Source organism: Chryseobacterium sp. WG14, assembly GCF_024586945.1.
Lineage (GTDB): Bacteria > Bacteroidota > Bacteroidia > Flavobacteriales > Weeksellaceae > Chryseobacterium.
Genome location: NZ_JALCZD010000004.1, coordinates 15026 through 32586 on the forward strand (window position 1 = coordinate 15026; position 17561 = coordinate 32586).

Consider the following 17561-nt stretch of genomic DNA (forward strand, 5'->3'; position numbering starts at 1 on the left):
ATAATGGAGTATAAATTCTCAGAAGAGCTCATCGAACTTGCCAATCATGATTTGTCCGTAAGGGAAAAGCTGGTAGCCAAAGGAGAGTTGTCAGGAGGCTATCACCCTGAAATGGAAGCCGTTCATCAAACTAATGCAAAACGTCTTAGAGAAATCATCCAGGAAATTGGCTTTCCAACGATCTCAAAAGTAGGAGAGGAAGCAAGTGATGCAGCCTGGCTGATTATCCAGCATTCTATAGGGGAGCCTGCATTTATGAAAGACTGCTATATCATGATGGATGAGAACAGTAATGATGTTAACCCCAAAAATAAAGCCTATCTGTATGACCGGATTCAGGTGTTTCAAAGTAAGCCGCAACGGTATGGAACCCAGCTTATTCCTGAAAGAAAATTATATCCTGTAGAAAATAAAGAGAACATAAATGAAGAACGGCTCAAGGTGGGCCTGCCACCATTATCCCTAGAAGAGATCAACCGTATTCCCGGTTGTGAACATATCCCCGAAATGGATGCCAGAGAAAAAGACTATACCCTATGGAGAGAAAAGGTAGGCTGGATATAAAAGGATAAAGTATAGCGTAATGGTCCCAGATTCTGCTCTTAAAAATGAACAGAAATATCATTCAAATAAAATCTTTGAAATTCTGTTCATCAGGGAATTCTTAATTCCGGAATTTCTCATTTTCAATTTCCTTATTTCCCGGAATTTATCTTACGGTTAAAGATAAGCATAGATGGTGATTCCTGACGTAACAAAAAACATCCATAAACCTGTATAGATGCTGTTGTATTTATGCTGAGCCCATGAATCAGATGATGTTATTGTTATTGATCATTTAATAATGGTCTGGGATCAAAAAGGACCTGCAATGACCGGATCTTTTCATCTTTGATTTCATACCATCCTGATGCCAGTATTGTTTTTTCTCCCATAGTGATCTGGTACCAGAAACATACATCTTCACCGGCTGTAAATGCCTGAAGAATCTTATATTTAAACTTCATCTGTCTCATATCTTTGATGTACACTGAAGCATTATCGCGGCTTCCCATTACTCCGATGAATTTAAATTCCGGATCGAGACAGCTTTCTGCTTTATCAAAGTTTTCGTCATTTAAATACTGGATAAATTGTTCTGCTGTGTTTGTGGTTTTATTGTCCATATCTATTGTTTTACTGAAGACAAAATTAAGGGATTAGTAATGGTCTTACTTGTGACTATAATCACAAAAGTTCCTGTATTTATATTTTTTGACAGTTGATTATAACAATAGCGGTGTACATGCTGTAGGAAATCAGGACGTAAATTCAGTAATTCTTTGTCCGGGCTTGGTTCTTCCAGGTTTTTTAATATAAATCCTGCAGTTAAAAAGAGTATTGACAATAGTGATGGCCCAGACCACAGCCCATATCAAGAATTGTTTTATTTTGAACAGGAAGCAGTAATCTTTTCATTACCGGTTGTTCCAATAGTTCATTTAAGACTTTATCTCCATCACGGAGTGCCTTATAGCCTGTGAAGAATTCAGGATTATCATAAATATTCTGCTTCATAATCTGTTTTTTAAGTGTGTGATAATACAGGTACAATAAGTTGCTGCTTCTTAAAAAAAGGCTCTAATTCTTCAGTTACAAAAAGCTGTAAATCATCATCTTTCCATTTTCGGTAATTAAAATTATTCTGCTCCGGTGTGAACCCTAATACAACTTCATCGAATGGAATATCCGTAAAAGCAGCAATAACGCGGGTGATATCTATGGTACTGGGGCTGAAAACTTCTAAAATATGCAGTGTTTGTTCTTCATTTTCTACCACAACAGCACAGTTCAGATCTTCAATGAAGTAAATAGAATCCCTGTAACCCAATTCAGGATTAGCATAGCAGTAAAAAAAAGAGAGCCCCTTGTTTTTTGTTTGAAAAATGGTGTTCGGGACAGCATTTTCTACCATATTTTCAAATAATTTCAGATCTGCTTCCTGGTCAAGATTTAATTTCCTTTTATCAGATCTTTCTCCAGGATTTAAGTTTTTAATATGCTGAAAAGCCTCAAATTCCTGTACTGGAACAAATCCGAACTTAGGATAAAAATCAAGTACCGTTTCGTTGGCAAACAGGAATATTCCATCATTCTTTCCTTTAAAATCATTGAGAATACGTTCCATTAAAAAACGGCTCAAGCCTTGCTTCTGATAATCTGCATCAGTCATTACTGTTCCGAGCTGTATTAAAGTTTTTGTTTCTCCTGTACTATTTCCGGTAAATAAACTTACAGTGGTATGGGAAGCAATGGTGTCTCCATCAAATAGAGAGTATAAAATACAGTTGTCATCCCAATATCCGGACTGATAATAGTTTTCAAAATCAAACTCCCAGACTTTTTGCGTTAGCCTGTTAAATTCCAGCCGCAGTTTTTCATTATTTTGATATTGTGTATATAACGTATAATTTTTATGGCTGATGGAAACGTTTTCTGTCTTCATTTTCTGTAATACTGTTTTTTATAAATTATCGTCATGATGACTTCCAAAATTTAATTGGCTTTAAATTACAAAAAATTGTAAATATGTGCTGTGAAATACTACTCTGACATTTATTTTTAACTGAAAACAATATTTTGTCAGAATTGACATTTTAAAATAAGGAATAAACAATAACTATGAATACAATAATCCCTCATTTTTTAAATTATAAATGGTTATCAATCATTGCAGTGGTGACGGTTTGCGGCTGTTCTGAATCTGGTAAGAAACAAAATCGTCCCGGTAACAGTAAGCAGGAAGTTACACTAACAAAATCGGCACCGGCTGTTCCTGTTACAGATACCCGGAAAGAACCTGCTGAATTTGTGCCCAAAGGATTTAGTGTTTTTGAAAAAACCTATGGAGATCTCAATAAAGATGGGGTAGAAGACTGTATTCTCATCATAAAAAAAATTGACAAAGAGAATATTATTACTGATGAACATCGGGGAAAACTGGACAGGAACCGCCGTGGTATCATTGTCCTCTTTAAAACAAAAAGCGGTTACGAATTAGCATCAAAAAACAATGATTGTTTTTCATCAGAAAATGAAGAAGGTGGCGCGTATTATGCCCCGGAACTGATGGTGTATGCTGAAAAAGGAAATTTACATATTCATTATGCCCATGGCAGATATGGCTATTGGAAATATATTTTTAGATTTCAGAATTCAGATTTTGAATTGATCGGCTATGAAGACAGCTCGAATACAGGTCCTGTGGTCAACAGTACAACGAGTATTAATTTCTCCACAAAAAAGAAACTGACAAAAGTTAATACCAATGAAAATGCAGAAAGTGGAGATGAAGTCTTCGAAAGTACGTGGACAACCGTTACAATGCCAAAATTACTCAGGCTTTCGGAAATTAAAGACTTTGATGACCTTGAGCTTTCATCTGCTGAATAAGAATAAAAAGCTGTTTAAACTATTTTATTTTAAATCAACAATTGAAGATCTTAACCGGAAATGTTTAACACCTGCAAATCATGAGATTACAGTGTGGAAATGGCTTCGGGCAATGATAGAACATGAAATTCACCATCGCGCAGCATTATATATTTATCTCAACCTGCTGGATGTGAAAACACCCCAGATCTATGGTTTATCAGCAGAAGAGGCACAGAAAATGAGCGTAAAGCTATAATATATCCTATATAGTTCTTTATTCCTGATGAAGTCTATATAAAGAAAAAATAAGTTGATTGCCTGAAAAGCCTTGTGTTTAGGATGAAAAGAAGTAAGCCTTAGAAAATATTAATTTTTGTTGAAAAATATTTTGCCAGTATTAAAAAACTTTCTATATTTGCACCACTGAAAACAACGATAACATCGGAGTTTAAGGAGAGATGGCAGAGTGGTCGATTGCGATAGTCTTGAAAACTATTGACTGTAACAGGTCCGGGGGTTCGAATCCCTCTCTCTCCGCAAGAAAAAGCCTTAGAATAATTTATTCTAAGGCTTTTTATTTATTTTTCGCGATTTTATATATTATTTATAAAATACAGGTTCTGTAATACCTTCCTTTATTAAAATATTTTTATTTATATTGAAATTTCTTTCTGTCATGAAGTTTAAATATTTTTTCAAAGGTTCAAGATTATATTTTGCTCTCCAGTTATCAACATTAACAGTATCAATCAACCCTTTTTTAGGTATAGCCTGTCCATTTTTTTTATATTCTAGCTGAGTGCCAAATAATTGTTTTTCTCCATTATTGATCTTAATTCTATCATATAAAAGAGCATAATTGTCTGGACTCGCATTTTTTTTGCTAACTTCTTTTTTTAAGGATTTCAAAACCTTATTTTGAAAGTCAACAGATTTATCAGAGTGTTGTACAATTGCCCAAAATTGCGTTTCTCCCTTTTCTCCTACCTTATCAAATCCCAAATACCCATATTTTTTATAAAGTAGCTCTGCTTTTTTCGTGTTATCTGCCATCACACTATCCTTAAATGTATTCCATTTTTCACGAGAATAGTTGGCATATTTTCCTTGGGGAATATATGCTGCAACCTGATCTATTTTCCCCATTGCATCTATTTCATTTACTAAATCTCTTTTTTCAGTGACCGACAATGTATTTTTACAACTTAAGATGATTAATAAAAGGGAAATAGCAATTATTTTTTTATACATATCTGTTTTTTTTAAATAAATATAATTTTATTTTTCTACCAATTCTGATAAATTGTAATGTTTTATTGCTTTTTGTTTAATTGGATTTTTACTCCACTCATCCATTCTCCGGTATAGGGATCATAGCCGGATTTCAATGGTTGGGAAATATCGAGTCCATCAGTAAGCTCAGTATAAGCTCTACAATCCATACAGATATAGCGGAATTCACAGTCCTTACAAACTTCTATTTTATCTTTGGTAAGATTCCAGTACTTCTTAAAATCCGGATGTTGCAGAGTTGTTTCTAAAGTTGTATCTTTTATATTGCCAAAGGTTTATGGCATTGATGGACAGTTTTTTATATTGTCTTCTTTGTCTATTGCCATTTTTTTACGAAGACAAGAATTATAGGCAAAAATTTTTATCCAAACTGTAAAAAGTGAAAAATCAATCATAATCGAAGAATTCTTATATAATGAAAACGATGACTTTAAACGCGAATTTATCTTTCCAATGTATCAAGTAAAATGAAAACGCTCCAAAAGGTAGTGACACTTTTAGTATTCAGAAAAGTGCCACGCAAACTTTTGTAAATTATTGAATTTCAGTGTGTAATTGTGATGGTCAACTTTGCTGCCCATTATTAATGCTTTTCAAACAGATCTTAATTTACTTTTTAAGCTTAAACAGATCAAAAGAATTATACTGGGGATCATAACCCGTTAGAAGTTTGGTCTTCTGAATGTCAAGTCGCTTGTATGTATTATTAGAAATGGCATTTACTATTTCAAATTTTATATTTTTAGATTCAATGCACAGATGCAGGAGCTGATTTAGATCATCGGGATGCAGGTAGGCACTTAGGTCCCGGGCGTTCATTTCTGTGAAATCCTGCGGAAATTCATAGGCTCCGATCCTAAGACATATCGCGTTTAAATCGCTGCTAAAACAATGGTAGGAAAGGAGAGCTTCTCCAAAACATTTGGAAACACCGTATAAGTTTCCGGGCTTTACAGGCATCTCGGGGTTAAGCTGAACATCTTTTGGATAGCCTTCTATTGTTTGTGCACTGCTTGCATAAATAATTTTTTTACAACCGGCTGCAATGGCTGCATCAATGACATTCTTTGTTCCAATGATATTGGCGTCCAGTAAATCATCAAATGTAGCATCGGGACTGGCAATACCACCCAGATGAATAACAATGTCCACATTTTTACAAGCCTGCATGAGATATTCCTTATCCGTAAGATTTCCCTGAAAATATTCAACGGATGCATCCTGAACCTTGGGAAGATGAAGGTCAAAAACTCTCAATTCATATTGAGCTGAAAAAGATTTGATAAAGTGGCTTCCAATTTTTCCGGAGCCTCCGGTAATTAATATTTTGTTGCGCATGAGTATTTGTTTATATATAAAAAATTTAAAATATTGATAGTTCCAGCTGCATTGTTGTTGACGGGAAACTCCTGCCAGTGCAAAAGGTTGTTTTCTATTGAAAGTAATTCGTTGTTACAAAATAATTAACTGTGTTCACATGCAGGTGCTGCATGTTTCAATTGTCTTGCCTCTTCATTTTCTGTACTATTTTTCGGAAAGGTTACAAAGCTCAGAATAAATGTTAGTGTCAACAATAAAACACTCACCCATAAAACATACTGAACTCCGTAATAGGCACTCACTATCCCGCCGAGAAATGCACCTAAGGAAATTCCAATGTTAAAAGATGAAGTCAATAAGCTGTTAACAAACTCCAGTGCATGATGCGGAACAGACTGTGTGGTCCGGATATTTGAAACCAGGAAACCACCAGTATGGATCATTCCCCAAAAGGAAACAATGATGACCATAGGAGTAAAAATTCCTCCAAGGTAATAGGCAAGAATCTGTACTGTTACTAGAAGGATTAAAAATAGTCTTGCAGTCATAAGTACATTGCGGTTCAATGCAATTCCCATAAGCCAGTTCCCAAGCGTTCCCATACCACCGAAAAGGAGCAGCATCATACTGATCTGGGCACCATCCATCTTTGTAACCTGTTCAAGAAAGGCAGTAAGGTAGGTATAGCTGGCAAACATTGCCGCCAGCGTGGCAATGCTGGAAATCAGGTTGAGCCATAAAAGAGGGCTTTTCAATACGGCTAGCTGATTCTGAGTGGATCTTGTGTTATCTGCAGGAAGAGAGGGGATGAATACTAAAAGGCCAATAAAAGCAATTAAACTTATTGCACTGCTGAGGAAAAATGAAGCCTGCCAATGATGGAAAAGGTCTACAGCATAGGTTGTTAAGGGGATGCCGAGCACTGTAGCTAAGCTTAATCCCAACATTACGGTAGACACCCCTTTTGCTCCTTTTTCCTTGAATGCAATGGCTATAGAAATATTCCAGAATAAAGGATGCAGTATCGCCGGTAATATCCTGGCGATCATGAGTGTCGTGAAATTGGTGGAAAATGCAGAGATTAAGTTAGAAAGAACAAATATGCTCATGACCAGGCATAGCAAGAACTTCCGGTTTATTTTGGTTGTAAATGAAGTGATAAAGGGGGAAGAAACAGCTACAGTTATGGCAAAGGCGCTAAGCAGCCATCCTGCCGTATCTATTGATACACCGAACTGCCGGCTAATAGTGGGTAGGATACCGACTATCCCGAATTCAGTGGTAATAATGCCGAAAGCTCCCAGCGCCAGAACATAGATTGATGTTTTCATGAATGCTTACAATTTTGATGTAGCAAATTTGAACAGAAAAATTGTAAAAAATCAGTATATTTTAATGATAAATGGGTATTTTTACCACATGAAAAGAGAGAATATAGATCAATTGGTAAAGGTAGAATACCATCAGGCCGCAAACTGTCCTTTAAAAGACAGTCAATTTTCCTTTTTTCAGATTGTATATGTCATTTCAGGAAAAGGGTTCCTTAAGATCAATAATAATATGGCTTCTTACAGTGAAGGAAGTCTTATTCTCCTGACACCTAATGATCTGCACTATCTGGAAATTGTTGAAAAAACTGATCTTTTGCTCGTGAAGTTTAGTGAACGCTATGTAAAGGAATATAAGTGGAACAGTATTAATTCTATGGAATGTTTATTGTATGGGGCTTCTTTTCTGTCTGGATGTATTTTGCAAAATAAGCCCGACATTGTCTTGGTTGATTCCATTGTAACCTCGCTGCTCCATGGTCTGGAGCATCCTGACCTCTATCATGAGGAACTGACATTACATTATGTGAATGCATTGATTGTAATAGCCGCCAGAAATATTTCAAAGATGAGAGCGGAGAACGTGGCTTCCAATACTGATAAAAGAGTACTGGATATCATCAATTATATCCAGGGTAACATCCATGATCCGGCATTGCTGAAGGTCTCTGCGATATCTCAGAAATTTGGTTTTTCTGAAAGCTATCTTGGAAGTTATTTTAAAAAACAATGTGGAGAAACCGTACAGCATTTTATATTGAATTATAAAATGAGACTGATCGAGCATCGACTTCTTTTCAGTGATATGCGGGTGAATGAAATTGTAACCGAGTTTGGTTTTTCAGATGAAAGCCACCTGAATAAGTTTTTTAAAAAACAACATAATATGAGCCTGACGGAATTCAAAAAGACGAAAAAGCTTACATCAATGGTTGAATAATCTGATTCCCTAAATAGTAGCCCAATTATTGTTCTTGGTGTGGAGGTAAATGAATACAGTATTACTTTTGTCTTCTCCAACACCAATTGATCCTGCAGCAAAATCATTTATATTAAAAGAAATATGGCGGTTAAGCCATCTTTTGTATTGAGACCGCCTTTCTCCGGATTTGATATAAAAATCTTCTGCATTTTTATATTGATTGTCCAATTCCTTAACTGTAATAAATATAGAAACCAGAATACCATCTTCAAACCTTAAAGATAAATGGGGGGAACTGTCAGTCAGTTCTATTTCAGCATTGCTAAACTGTACCTGTATCTTATTGCCGAGTACCTGAAACGGTGTTGATTCTGTGGCAGTGAAGTATTCCGGCAATTCTGTGATCTTGATTAGCCCGGTAATCGTAAAATCATCCAGTTCAATATCGCCATTTAATTTTATTCCTAATTTCCTTGTCATTTTATTGTATTTTGTTGACTATGTTTATATAACCCAATGCTGAGGTTACCAAAGATTCCGGCCATTCTAATTTTAGAGCAAGATAAAAAAAAGACAGTTAACGTTGAAACAACCAATTCACATAAGCCAAGAAAATATCATGCTGAAAATCAGAAAGAAGAAATAGGGCGACTATTAAACATAAGTGCTACAAAAATGGAAAATTGGGAGTATGAAGAAAATGCTGACTATGCGGTTTTGCCAGATCCCGGACAATTCTTTTATGCTGTCCAGGTATAAAAAACACCAAAGATTTTGTTTTTCAATAATTTATGCTTACATTTGTAAAATAATCAGGCTCCTGCCAATGCTTCTTCTGATATTTTGAGGTTACTCTTTTTGCCAGTCTTCGCTTTTTCAGCCGCTATTTTTGTCATCAATATATCAGGTAAGTTTCTTTTCCAAATTGAATATTTTTCAATACGCTAAAAATACCAACTTCATTTTTGTTTACAGATTGATTAATTGCTTTAAAGGTATGGTTATCAGTAAAGTAATGGCAAATGCCAAAAAATTTAATAAATACATAATTTTATAATATAATGCAACAAGGAACAGTAAAATTCTTTAATGACGCCAAAGGTTTTGGTTTTATTACACCATCAAATGGAGGTCAAGATGTTTTCGTACATACATCAGGTTTAATTAATGAGATACGCGAAAACGACACTGTAACATTCGATTTAGAAAACGGTAAAAAAGGCATTAACGCAGTTAATGTTCGAGTAGTATAAATTCAGTAGAAAGCCTCAAAACTTTCTCAATGTTAAAAAAAAGCAGATAGCATTTATGTTATCTGCTTTTTTCGTATGTTTTCGCATGAAATTACAGACCTTAATCTTCAGTTATGAATATTCTTTTTTCAGATTTTTATCTAATATAAAAGGGGCAAAAGGTAATATTGAAGCAATTAAATAGATTGTAATTCTTTTAAGGCTCCATCTGTATTTTATTGAGGCTAATATAAGAACTACCAAGAATATAAGGAACAGCATCCCATGGATCCATCCAAAGTATTTTACACCTTCCGTTATATTAAGAATGTATTTTAAAGGCATTGCAATGAACAGTAAAATCAGGTAAGAAATCCCTTCAAGCAACGCTATTTTACGATATATAGTAATCATCCAAACAATTATTTAGAAAAAGATTATTTTTAAACAATAATAACTTATTCCTGTGGAATATACAACAAAGATTTAAATCTCAAAACTTTACCGTTTTCTATGGTAAAAACAGTCAATACTATATCTGGGGTTTATGTCAGTGGCAAGTCATACTGTTAAAATAGGTAAAAAAAATATATAAAATTTATTGATTACACTTGTTTTGTACTCTTGTAAGTATGTTTTGGCTCTTAGAATACTGGAAATTCTGCAGCTGATAATTTGAGTTATAATAAATAAATTGGCTTTCAGTCTTGGTTTGTGTTTATTTTTAATAAAAATAACATTTTAATAGTATAATAATAATAAATTTATATATATTAGTTCACATTATTCATGATTGTATCTGATTGGTAATTAGTTTGATAGTGATTCCAATATAGTTTGCTATATGTAAAAAACTATACATTCTCTGAAAAAAGAACCATTAAAACATAAAATCATGAGCAATGAAAATTTTAACACCCTTGAACTGCTTCGCAATCAGTTCAGGTACCCGTTCCCAACACTTAAAAATCCCAATGCCGAGCAATTGCAGGAGATCACCGAGAAACAATGGATCGACGGGGAATACCTGTGGCTTTATGAGCAGAATCCCGATCTACGCAAAAAGTACAAAAAAACAAAGACAGCCCATATTGCGGCCCAATGGTTTCCAACTGCATCACCAGAACGGTTCAAACCCATCTGCAGGCTAATGCTGTGGACCCTCTACAATGATGACCTTTATGAAGAAAGTGAGCCTGAAGATATCGGACATATACATGCCCAATCAATTGCCATACTCAATGGTGAGATCAGTGCTGAAGATTCCGGAATCCCGTTAGGTCCTATGCTGGCCGCATTAAGACAGGAGCTATTACAGTTTATTCCTCAGGAATCGGTTTTCCGGTTTACAAAAATGATCAGCAAATATTTTACAGGATTAGAAACCGAATTAAAATACAAGAAAAATAAAGCCTATCCCAGTGTGAGTGAATGTATTGCCTTACGTGAAAACTCTATCTGCCTTTACCCTTTCCTTCAGCTTACAGAGCTGGAAACAGGAATTATTCTTCCGAAGGAGATCCATGAGCACCCGGTGATCATCCGTTTACAGACACTGGCCTGTCATCTGGTTACCTTTTTCAATGAAGTACAGTCTGTATTGAAAGATGAGGCAACCGACAGTATTTATTACAATATTGTAAAGGTAATCCAGCATGAACGTCAGATGTCTTTGAAAGAAGCCTGTCTTGAAGATTTGCGCCTTCATAATGAAGATCTGAAAGAATTCATAGAACTACAGGCTTCTCTTCCTGATTTTGGAATATGGCAGGATGCTGTTGTAAACTGGGTACACTATATGAGTATGGTGCTCAGTGGATGGAAAAATATATCAACCCAACTTGACCGCTATAATAAAACTGAATTTCCGAGTGCCCTGGAACTAAAGGAGAGGTTGAGCCGAAGCCAGACTCAAAAAGAAATTTAGTAAGCGCTGCATTATTAATAACCTTAAACATTTAATCATGAAGCAAAAAGATATTTCTGTTTTACAATATCCCTGGCCTTATGAAATAGGACCCTTCTCACAGTCATTTTATGAAGAACAAAATGGTTGGATTGATACAGATTATTTGTTCATGTCCGAAGTTGCCCGTACTAAATACAAAAATCAGGGTTTGGTAGAGACTGCATCGTATATGTTTCCTGCGGCAAGCAGTAAGGAACTGGTAAGACCTATGGCCAGATTTATTGTATGGCTTACATTATTTGATGATTACCATAAGCTGTGTCCTGTCCATCAGCTTGCTGATATCAGGGATCATATCATGGATGTAATGATGGGGCAGAAACCCAGGGCTGATGATATAGGTTTAATAAGACAGGTTGCTTTAAGCAGAGAGGAGCTTCTTCCCTATGTGAATGATGACTGGTTTCATCGGTGGACAAAGGACTTTTATAACTTTACTACTTATGGTATGATGGAAGAAATACCTTATAGGTTAAAAAAACAATTTCCTGCTCTGGATACCCTGTTGCTAGTCTGTGAGTATTCTATTTCTATATACCCTTATGTAAATCTGGTTGAGCCGTCTATCAATTTTATAATTCCGAACTTTATATCTGAGCATCCCGTTATCAAACGGTTAAAAATGCTGATGTGTCGTATCATTACAATCCAGAATGATTTCTCTTCATGGGAAAGAGGATTAGCTGTTGATACAGAAGTTCTGAACATTATACTTGTACTACGGGATCAGTACAAAATTTCATTGGAAGAGGCTTGTGCTGAAGTGCGGAATATCCATGATCAATATGTCAATGAATTTATAGGACTGCAGAATAATGTTCCTGATTTTGGCTTACACCAAAAGAATGTGGCTCGTTTTGTTCATAATATGGCCTTAATGATCTCAGGAATGGGAGCATGGCATCATAAAGAAGGCGCTGTACATTATAAAATCCCTAATGAGTTTCCACAACCTGAATATGGAACATCAGTATAATTTAAAATTCAATGAAGAACGTGCCGTTATTGAGTATATGTATGTATCCAACGAGTTATGTTGCTCAGTGTAATGAGAAATAATAAAATCTTCACTGATTTCCTGTTAATTGATATGCACAAGAATCTCAAAAGTAGAATCTGATATTCCATTATCGTTCCTGCTCATACACAAAAATAAGCCTTAGAATCAAAAAATTCCAAGGCTTATTTATTTCTGAATGGTATGTATTAATACCTTTTAAGTTGTTAACTTAATATATCACATGGGGCTACACATATCACCCATGGACATCTTTTTATTCCCGGAGGTGGGCAGCATGCTTCGGAACAGCCTGATGCTCCACCATTAATACTCTTTAACAGATCTCTTGAAATTTTCTTACAATTTTTCATAATAAAGTAATTAATTGGGTTCAACTTACAATTAAGGCTGGTTTCCACCACCACATCCGTCATATGGCATACATTGCCATTTTCCGCTGATTAAGCATATCTGACCACCTGGGCAGTTGATTCCTCCCTTAATTGCTTTCATTTCCTGTCTTTGGATTTTTTTTAAATTTTTCATAATAATAAGCTTGTTTGTAATTCGAAATTAATCAAATTTTGTGAACTGAAGTAATATTATTCTGAATTTTTTCTCTTTATTGATTTTGTTTGAATGGTATTTTATGTTAAAATTTATTAATTAAATAAATGAAAGATGCCCTGAACACCTGAAAAAGTATCTGTTTAAACGAAATGCAAAAAAATGATTTCATCCGAATAAAATCTTGTCTTGTGACAAGTGAGTTTTCACAGCAAGTTGGTAATTTTGATTAACAGTTTTTTTGATGAACAAAATCCAAATCATACTATGAAAAATTTATTTAAATCCTCTAAGTTTATTAAACCATTATTCATAATGCTTATTATTATGTTTACGGTAACAACATTATATGGACAAAAACTAACTCCGTCCGGCAGTGGTTATGTGCCTGTGAACGGCAGCAAAATATATTATGAAGTATATGGTGAGGGCAAGCCCATTGTATTATTACACGGTGCTTTTATGACAATTGATATGAACTGGGGGCAACTGATCCCGGACTTGTCTAAGAACCATAAGGTAATTGCTGTAGAATTGCAGGGACACGGACATACCCCATTTTCAGACAGAAAATTATCACATACTACTTTAGCAAGTGATGTAAAAGGGGTATTGGATTACCTTAAAATAGATAAGGCAGATGTAATAGGGTATAGTTTTGGAGGAGCTGTGGCTTACCAGTTTGCCATACAAAGCCCTGAAAAACTAAATAAGCTGGTAATTATTTCTGCTACCTATAAAAGTACCGGGTGGGTTCCCGAGGTAAGAAATGCTTTTAAGGCAATGAAACCTGAACTTTTTATGAACAGCCCTATGCAGGAAGCCTATAATGCTGTTGCTCCCGATAAAACAAAATGGACAAAATTTCTGGAGCAAATGATTGCATCTGCAGGGCAGCCTTTCGACCTGGGGGATTCCAATATTTCGAAAATTCCGGCACCTGTTTTAATTATAGCCGGTGATAATGATGGACTGGATAAAACGGAGCTGGCAAAAACCTATAAACTACTGGGAGGTGGCATCTCTGCAGATATGGCTCCCATGCCGAAATCTCAGTTGGCTATTGTTCCGGGACAGGGGCACGTTACCCTGATGATGCAGACTGCAACGATTCTGAGCTACTTAAACAGCTTTTTAAAGTAACTTAGATCAAATTGGAATAAAAAATATATTAATTAAACAGATCAATATGAGAAATATAACCGTTTTATCAATGATCACACTGGATGGTGTGATGCAGGGGCCCGGAGGTCCTGAAGAAGATGTGTCCGGAGACTTCAGATATGGTGGCTGGACAGTATCTTATGGAGATGAGCTTTTTGGTCAGATCATGCAGGAAGAAATGAAGCAGGCTGACTATCTTTTAGGAAGGAAAACATTTGACATTTTCTCATCCTACTGGCCGGATCATGCTAACTTCTGGCCCGCTATTAATGAGGGAACGAAATATGTACTGTCCCAAACTATGGAAAAATCTGATTGGAAACATACCGTTTTTCTCAGGAATCTGGCGGATATACAGAATCTTAAACAGTCTGAAGGAGCTGATATCCAGGTTTGGGGAAGCAGTGAGCTTATTCATCTGTTGTTGAAACACGACCTCGTAAATGAAATTCGCCTTAAAATCTATCCGCTGATTCTTGGTAAAGGAAAAAGACTGTTTGACGATCATGCAGTTCCGGCAACCTTTGTCCTGACAGAGAGCCATGTGACATCAAAAGGGGTAATCATAGCCAACTATAAACGTGACGGCGAGGTTCTAACAGGTAATATTGAAATCTAGCCAAGAGTGAGAACTTATCTGTTTAATTTTTGGGATTACTATTGAAAAAATATATACTATGGATATAAAATTTGAGGCAGGAGTTAATATAGCTATAAAAATTCCTAAAAATAAGTACGAAAAAACAGTGGCTTTTTACAGGGATATTTTGAAATTGGATGTTGAAGAAAAGCCCATTGCTAATCCCACTGTTTCCAGAACACATGAAGTGAAATTCGGCAGTAATATAATATGGTTAGATTGTGTGGACAACTACACGCATTCCGAAACCTGGTTACAGCTTACTGTTCCTGATGTAGAAGAAGCTACAAAATATCTGCAGTCAAACGGTGTGGAAACCTGTGACGAAATTGAGGAGCTTCCTGAAAATATGCACTGGATTACCGATCCTGCAGGCACGGTGTTCAATGTACAGCAAACGCAATAGCAATACAAGCACGTAACAATTTCAAGGTAAAGGGAATTGTGGTAATCTGAGAAATTTTGAAAAATAACATATTGGGGGTAAAACTCTTGCCCCCGGCATGGAAAATGGAAATTTCTTATCCGAAAAATCTTTTTTTCATACTGTCGATTACAGTATCAATTCCGTCTTTTCTTAACCAGATGTATTCTGATGAAGCTAGGCTACCTGCGGTATAATGCAATTGTTTCTTTCCATCTGTAGCTGCTTCGTAAACAATATCTGCAATACTTTCGGGAGTATCACGCTGAGTGGCTGCATCTCCTCTCATTGCTGTAATATATTGATTAAAAACTTCGTGATAATCCTCATGGGTAACCATCTGTGCATTATTTCCAAAACCAGTCTTCATATAAGCGGGCACTATTGTTTTGATGACTATACCCAACCCGTCTAATTCATAACTCATTCCTTCTGTCCATGTTTCCAGTGCAGACTTTGTTGCGGCATAAACGGCCACAAATGGATAAGGAATGTTTGCGGTAGAAGAGGTTACAGTCATAATGGTTCCGTTTTTTCTTGCTCTGAAATAGGGAAGGAATGCTTTTGTAATAAGCATGGTTCCCAAAAAATTGGTGTTAATTTGCTGAGCCAGCTGTTCATCGGTAGTTCCTTCAAAAGCCCCCATAAGCCCATATGCTGCATTATTAAACAGCACGTCTACCGGGCCTATTCTCTCTGCTTCATGTGCTATGTTAGCAATTTCCTGGGCATTGCTGAGGTCTAATTTCAAGAGATGAACATTGGCTAACTGTGTAAGTTCTGTTTCTTTTTCAGGTCGTCGCATTGCTGCAGTTACAGTCCATCCTTTTGAGGCAAATAATTGGGCGGTTGCTTTTCCCAATCCTGAAGAAGCCCCTGTAATGAAAATTGTGTTGTTCATTTTTAAATTTTTACAATTGATACTGCAAAAATGCATCGTTTAAAAATAGACCTGTTTACCATTTGGTAAAAAGCAACTTAACGGATGTTTTTTCTTATTCTGCTTAACGATTGTTGAGTAATTCCCAGGTAGGAAGCGATGTATGAAAGGGGAATACGGTTGACAAGTGTAGGATATTTTTCCATAAATTCCAAATAGCGGGTGGTGGCATCCTGTGATACTAACGGACTTACCCTTTCCAGTTTTTGAACCAGCGATTTATTGGTAATCTTTTGAATGATAGTTTCCCAGCCGATGATGGTGTCGGAAATTTCCTTCCAGTCAGAATTGGAAAATATAAGAAGTTGACAATCTGTTGCCGCCTGAATATATTCTGTAGAAGGTACATTTTTGAGGTTAAAAAGTAAATGCTTTTCTTCTATGAAAATTTTGGTAATTTCTTCCCCTTTATTATTGTAATAGCAAATACGGAAATTACCGTCAGTAACAAAGGCTACCTGTTTCAAAACCTTTCCTGCTTCTGCAAAATATTCATCTTTCTTAAGTTCTATTTCTTTTGCTTTGCTTGTGATCAGTTCAATTTGCTGTTGGTTCAGGTTACCAAACAGTAATAGGTATTCTATAAAGTCTTTCATTTCCATAAAATTAAGAATAATTGTTGTCTGACAAATTACCATTTGGTAAAGAATCTTTTTGAAAAGCCCAATCTGTAATGTTCAATAGTAGTAATACTCTTACACTTTGTGTTTTTTTAATAAGGCCCAATAGAAATAGAAGTTTTTCCTTTACAATCAGGTGGATTCCAGAAGTACAAAATAAGGACATATCAGGAATCTGGATGGCTCAAAGAAAAGAAATTATCTTTCTCTCTAACTTTTGATACTAAGGATATGTTTAACAAAATGTGATTATTACAATGATTTTTTTTTTAAAAATATCACCACTGTAAGAGTTATTTTGTTAATTTTATGCCGCATCAAAAAACTAAAATCATGAACTATACCTTTCTTATTATGGACGTTTTCTTTTTTGTTACAGGTTGTACTATATGTTACCTGATCAATAGAAGAAGATTAAATGCTGAAGGACTGGAAGGCTTTTCTCTACATAACCACACTGCTTCAACAAAATTTATAAAAGACATTGGAAAGCTGATCGCTTATGCACTTATCACGTCAGGTATTTTATAGTAGTTTTCTTTTCTGAGTCTCTCGTAAAGAGATGAATGCAGGGCTTGCCATTGGTACTGCACCTTTATTGCAGCATAAACCGGCACATTTGAAAAATCAAGTGACGGGTCAGAATATATCCGGCAAAGAAATCAATCCACGAAGAATTCAGGACATCCATTTGAAAATTTCGTAATGCAGAACATTGCTGAAAATGG

At 35.7% G+C, this 17561-nt stretch carries 24 protein-coding genes and 1 tRNA gene; 13 read left to right on the forward strand and 12 right to left on the reverse strand.

Annotated elements, in window-relative coordinates:
- Window positions 1-3 precede the first annotated feature (3 nt).
- The gene (locus tag MP478_RS08255; RefSeq protein WP_257191405.1) at window positions 4-564 is read left to right on the forward strand and encodes a DUF6624 domain-containing protein; all 561 of its coding nucleotides are present in this window, start codon (window positions 4-6) and stop codon (window positions 562-564) included.
- 263 nt (window positions 565-827) lie between these two features.
- On the opposite strand, the gene MP478_RS08260 is transcribed toward MP478_RS08255, so the two are convergent.
- The 3 genes from MP478_RS08260 to MP478_RS08270 form a co-directional block, all read right to left on the reverse strand.
- Window positions 828-1166 carry a nuclear transport factor 2 family protein gene (locus tag MP478_RS08260; protein WP_230038541.1) on the reverse strand — a complete coding sequence of 113 codons (339 nt, stop codon included), beginning with the start codon at window positions 1164-1166 and terminating at the stop codon, window positions 828-830.
- A 202-nt stretch (window positions 1167-1368) separates the two neighbouring features.
- A complete protein-coding gene (locus MP478_RS08265; RefSeq protein WP_257200165.1) occupies window positions 1369-1557 on the reverse strand; it encodes a tRNA 5-methoxyuridine(34)/uridine 5-oxyacetic acid(34) synthase CmoB in 189 nt (62 codons plus the stop codon).
- Between the two features lie 10 nt (window positions 1558-1567).
- Complete coding sequence (locus tag MP478_RS08270) at window positions 1568-2485, reverse strand: GNAT family N-acetyltransferase (RefSeq protein WP_257200166.1); 918 nt, start codon at window positions 2483-2485, stop codon at window positions 1568-1570.
- Window positions 2486-2661: 176 nt separating this feature from the next.
- Here MP478_RS08270 and MP478_RS08275 point away from each other — a divergent pair, with 176 nt between their 5' ends.
- The 3 genes from MP478_RS08275 (at window position 2662) to MP478_RS08285 (ending at window position 3951) form a co-directional block, all read left to right on the forward strand.
- Window positions 2662-3432: a hypothetical protein gene (locus MP478_RS08275; RefSeq protein WP_257200167.1), complete on the forward strand. Its 771-nt coding sequence runs from the start codon at window positions 2662-2664 to the stop codon at window positions 3430-3432.
- Window positions 3404-3670, forward strand: coding sequence for a DinB family protein (locus MP478_RS08280; protein WP_257200168.1), 267 nt, complete (start codon window positions 3404-3406; stop codon window positions 3668-3670). Before MP478_RS08275 ends, MP478_RS08280 begins: the two co-directional genes overlap by 29 nt.
- A gap of 196 nt (window positions 3671-3866) precedes the next feature.
- Window positions 3867-3951: transfer RNA gene (locus MP478_RS08285), tRNA-Ser, on the forward strand.
- Between the two features lie 63 nt (window positions 3952-4014).
- Here the strand turns inward: MP478_RS08285 and MP478_RS08290 are convergent.
- From MP478_RS08290 to MP478_RS08305, 4 genes are all read right to left on the reverse strand, one after another.
- The gene (locus MP478_RS08290) at window positions 4015-4665 is read right to left on the reverse strand and encodes a DUF6624 domain-containing protein (protein ID WP_257200169.1); all 651 of its coding nucleotides are present in this window, start codon (window positions 4663-4665) and stop codon (window positions 4015-4017) included.
- A gap of 62 nt (window positions 4666-4727) precedes the next feature.
- Window positions 4728-4856, reverse strand: coding sequence for a hypothetical protein (locus tag MP478_RS08295; RefSeq protein WP_257191410.1), 129 nt, complete (start codon window positions 4854-4856; stop codon window positions 4728-4730).
- Window positions 4857-5316: 460 nt separating this feature from the next.
- Window positions 5317-6045 carry an NAD(P)-dependent oxidoreductase gene (locus MP478_RS08300; protein ID WP_257200170.1) on the reverse strand — a complete coding sequence of 243 codons (729 nt, stop codon included), beginning with the start codon at window positions 6043-6045 and terminating at the stop codon, window positions 5317-5319.
- Window positions 6046-6170: 125 nt separating this feature from the next.
- Window positions 6171-7358, reverse strand: coding sequence for an MFS transporter (locus tag MP478_RS08305; protein ID WP_257200171.1), 1188 nt, complete (start codon window positions 7356-7358; stop codon window positions 6171-6173).
- Window positions 7359-7446: 88 nt separating this feature from the next.
- On the opposite strand from MP478_RS08305, the gene MP478_RS08310 reads away from it, so the two are divergent.
- Window positions 7447-8295 (forward strand): AraC family transcriptional regulator, encoded by an 849-nt coding sequence (locus MP478_RS08310; RefSeq protein ID WP_230038568.1) that lies wholly within the window; start codon window positions 7447-7449, stop codon window positions 8293-8295.
- Between the two features lie 9 nt (window positions 8296-8304).
- Here MP478_RS08310 and MP478_RS08315 read toward each other — a convergent pair whose 3' ends face one another.
- Window positions 8305-8757 carry a hypothetical protein gene (locus tag MP478_RS08315; RefSeq protein ID WP_257200172.1) on the reverse strand — a complete coding sequence of 151 codons (453 nt, stop codon included), beginning with the start codon at window positions 8755-8757 and terminating at the stop codon, window positions 8305-8307.
- 36 nt (window positions 8758-8793) lie between these two features.
- Between MP478_RS08315 and MP478_RS08320 the strand changes: the two genes are divergently transcribed.
- Together MP478_RS08320 and MP478_RS08325 are read left to right on the forward strand one after the other, a co-directional pair.
- On the forward strand, window positions 8794-9036 hold the full coding sequence (locus tag MP478_RS08320) for a hypothetical protein (protein ID WP_257200173.1): 243 nt from the start codon (window positions 8794-8796) through the stop codon (window positions 9034-9036).
- Between the two features lie 302 nt (window positions 9037-9338).
- Entirely contained in the window at window positions 9339-9530 is a 192-nt protein-coding gene (locus tag MP478_RS08325; protein WP_230038573.1) for a cold-shock protein, read from the forward strand.
- Between the two features lie 111 nt (window positions 9531-9641).
- On the opposite strand, the gene MP478_RS08330 is transcribed toward MP478_RS08325, so the two are convergent.
- A complete protein-coding gene (locus tag MP478_RS08330; protein WP_257191414.1) occupies window positions 9642-9923 on the reverse strand; it encodes a DUF3817 domain-containing protein in 282 nt (93 codons plus the stop codon).
- Window positions 9924-10404: 481 nt separating this feature from the next.
- Here MP478_RS08330 and MP478_RS08335 point away from each other — a divergent pair, with 481 nt between their 5' ends.
- Both MP478_RS08335 and MP478_RS08340 read left to right on the forward strand, forming a co-directional pair.
- Window positions 10405-11436: a hypothetical protein gene (locus MP478_RS08335; protein ID WP_257200174.1), complete on the forward strand. Its 1032-nt coding sequence runs from the start codon at window positions 10405-10407 to the stop codon at window positions 11434-11436.
- 37 nt (window positions 11437-11473) lie between these two features.
- Window positions 11474-12454, forward strand: coding sequence for a hypothetical protein (locus tag MP478_RS08340; RefSeq protein WP_257200175.1), 981 nt, complete (start codon window positions 11474-11476; stop codon window positions 12452-12454).
- Between the two features lie 426 nt (window positions 12455-12880).
- Here the strand turns inward: MP478_RS08340 and MP478_RS08345 are convergent, their stop codons facing one another.
- On the reverse strand, window positions 12881-13024 hold the full coding sequence (locus tag MP478_RS08345; protein WP_230036856.1) for a hypothetical protein: 144 nt from the start codon (window positions 13022-13024) through the stop codon (window positions 12881-12883).
- A 288-nt stretch (window positions 13025-13312) separates the two neighbouring features.
- Between MP478_RS08345 and MP478_RS08350 the strand changes: the two genes are divergently transcribed.
- Genes MP478_RS08350 through MP478_RS08360 form a run of 3 tightly spaced genes read left to right on the forward strand, consistent with a single transcriptional unit; the run spans window position 13313 to window position 15255 of the window.
- Entirely contained in the window at window positions 13313-14188 is an 876-nt protein-coding gene (locus MP478_RS08350; RefSeq protein WP_257200176.1) for an alpha/beta fold hydrolase, read from the forward strand.
- Window positions 14189-14234: 46 nt separating this feature from the next.
- On the forward strand, window positions 14235-14828 hold the full coding sequence (locus MP478_RS08355) for a dihydrofolate reductase family protein (RefSeq protein ID WP_257192167.1): 594 nt from the start codon (window positions 14235-14237) through the stop codon (window positions 14826-14828).
- 58 nt (window positions 14829-14886) lie between these two features.
- Window positions 14887-15255: a VOC family protein gene (locus tag MP478_RS08360; RefSeq protein WP_257200177.1), complete on the forward strand. Its 369-nt coding sequence runs from the start codon at window positions 14887-14889 to the stop codon at window positions 15253-15255.
- 115 nt (window positions 15256-15370) lie between these two features.
- Here MP478_RS08360 and MP478_RS08365 read toward each other — a convergent pair whose 3' ends face one another.
- Window positions 15371-16174: an SDR family oxidoreductase gene (locus MP478_RS08365; RefSeq protein WP_257200178.1), complete on the reverse strand. Its 804-nt coding sequence runs from the start codon at window positions 16172-16174 to the stop codon at window positions 15371-15373.
- A 77-nt stretch (window positions 16175-16251) separates the two neighbouring features.
- Complete coding sequence (locus MP478_RS08370; protein WP_257200179.1) at window positions 16252-16809, reverse strand: Crp/Fnr family transcriptional regulator; 558 nt, start codon at window positions 16807-16809, stop codon at window positions 16252-16254.
- Window positions 16810-17166: 357 nt separating this feature from the next.
- Here MP478_RS08370 and MP478_RS08375 point away from each other — a divergent pair, with 357 nt between their 5' ends.
- Complete coding sequence (locus tag MP478_RS08375; RefSeq protein ID WP_257200180.1) at window positions 17167-17364, forward strand: hypothetical protein; 198 nt, start codon at window positions 17167-17169, stop codon at window positions 17362-17364.
- Window positions 17365-17561 lie beyond the last annotated feature (197 nt).

Coding starts and splice junctions, on each gene's coding strand:
- MP478_RS08305 (WP_257200171.1), bottom strand. CDS start 7,358: ATGAAAACATCAATCTATGTTCTGGCGCTGGGAGCTTTCGGCATTATT.
- MP478_RS08355 (WP_257192167.1), top strand. CDS start 14,235: ATGAGAAATATAACCGTTTTATCAATGATCACACTGGATGGTGTGATG.
- MP478_RS08340 (WP_257200175.1), top strand. CDS start 11,474: ATGAAGCAAAAAGATATTTCTGTTTTACAATATCCCTGGCCTTATGAA.
- MP478_RS08255 (WP_257191405.1), top strand. CDS start 4: ATGGAGTATAAATTCTCAGAAGAGCTCATCGAACTTGCCAATCATGAT.
- MP478_RS08365 (WP_257200178.1), bottom strand. CDS start 16,174: ATGAACAACACAATTTTCATTACAGGGGCTTCTTCAGGATTGGGAAAA.
- MP478_RS08330 (WP_257191414.1), bottom strand. CDS start 9,923: ATGATTACTATATATCGTAAAATAGCGTTGCTTGAAGGGATTTCTTAC.
- MP478_RS08275 (WP_257200167.1), top strand. CDS start 2,662: ATGAATACAATAATCCCTCATTTTTTAAATTATAAATGGTTATCAATC.
- MP478_RS08370 (WP_257200179.1), bottom strand. CDS start 16,809: ATGAAAGACTTTATAGAATACCTATTACTGTTTGGTAACCTGAACCAA.
- MP478_RS08345 (WP_230036856.1), bottom strand. CDS start 13,024: ATGAAAAATTTAAAAAAAATCCAAAGACAGGAAATGAAAGCAATTAAG.
- MP478_RS08350 (WP_257200176.1), top strand. CDS start 13,313: ATGAAAAATTTATTTAAATCCTCTAAGTTTATTAAACCATTATTCATA.
- MP478_RS08360 (WP_257200177.1), top strand. CDS start 14,887: ATGGATATAAAATTTGAGGCAGGAGTTAATATAGCTATAAAAATTCCT.
- MP478_RS08310 (WP_230038568.1), top strand. CDS start 7,447: ATGAAAAGAGAGAATATAGATCAATTGGTAAAGGTAGAATACCATCAG.
- MP478_RS08265 (WP_257200165.1), bottom strand. CDS start 1,557: ATGAAGCAGAATATTTATGATAATCCTGAATTCTTCACAGGCTATAAG.
- MP478_RS08335 (WP_257200174.1), top strand. CDS start 10,405: ATGAGCAATGAAAATTTTAACACCCTTGAACTGCTTCGCAATCAGTTC.
- MP478_RS08260 (WP_230038541.1), bottom strand. CDS start 1,166: ATGGACAATAAAACCACAAACACAGCAGAACAATTTATCCAGTATTTA.
- MP478_RS08300 (WP_257200170.1), bottom strand. CDS start 6,045: ATGCGCAACAAAATATTAATTACCGGAGGCTCCGGAAAAATTGGAAGC.
- MP478_RS08325 (WP_230038573.1), top strand. CDS start 9,339: ATGCAACAAGGAACAGTAAAATTCTTTAATGACGCCAAAGGTTTTGGT.
- MP478_RS08375 (WP_257200180.1), top strand. CDS start 17,167: ATGAACTATACCTTTCTTATTATGGACGTTTTCTTTTTTGTTACAGGT.
- MP478_RS08280 (WP_257200168.1), top strand. CDS start 3,404: ATGACCTTGAGCTTTCATCTGCTGAATAAGAATAAAAAGCTGTTTAAA.
- MP478_RS08295 (WP_257191410.1), bottom strand. CDS start 4,856: ATGGATTGTAGAGCTTATACTGAGCTTACTGATGGACTCGATATTTCC.
- MP478_RS08290 (WP_257200169.1), bottom strand. CDS start 4,665: ATGTATAAAAAAATAATTGCTATTTCCCTTTTATTAATCATCTTAAGT.
- MP478_RS08315 (WP_257200172.1), bottom strand. CDS start 8,757: ATGACAAGGAAATTAGGAATAAAATTAAATGGCGATATTGAACTGGAT.
- MP478_RS08270 (WP_257200166.1), bottom strand. CDS start 2,485: ATGAAGACAGAAAACGTTTCCATCAGCCATAAAAATTATACGTTATAT.
- MP478_RS08320 (WP_257200173.1), top strand. CDS start 8,794: ATGCTGAGGTTACCAAAGATTCCGGCCATTCTAATTTTAGAGCAAGAT.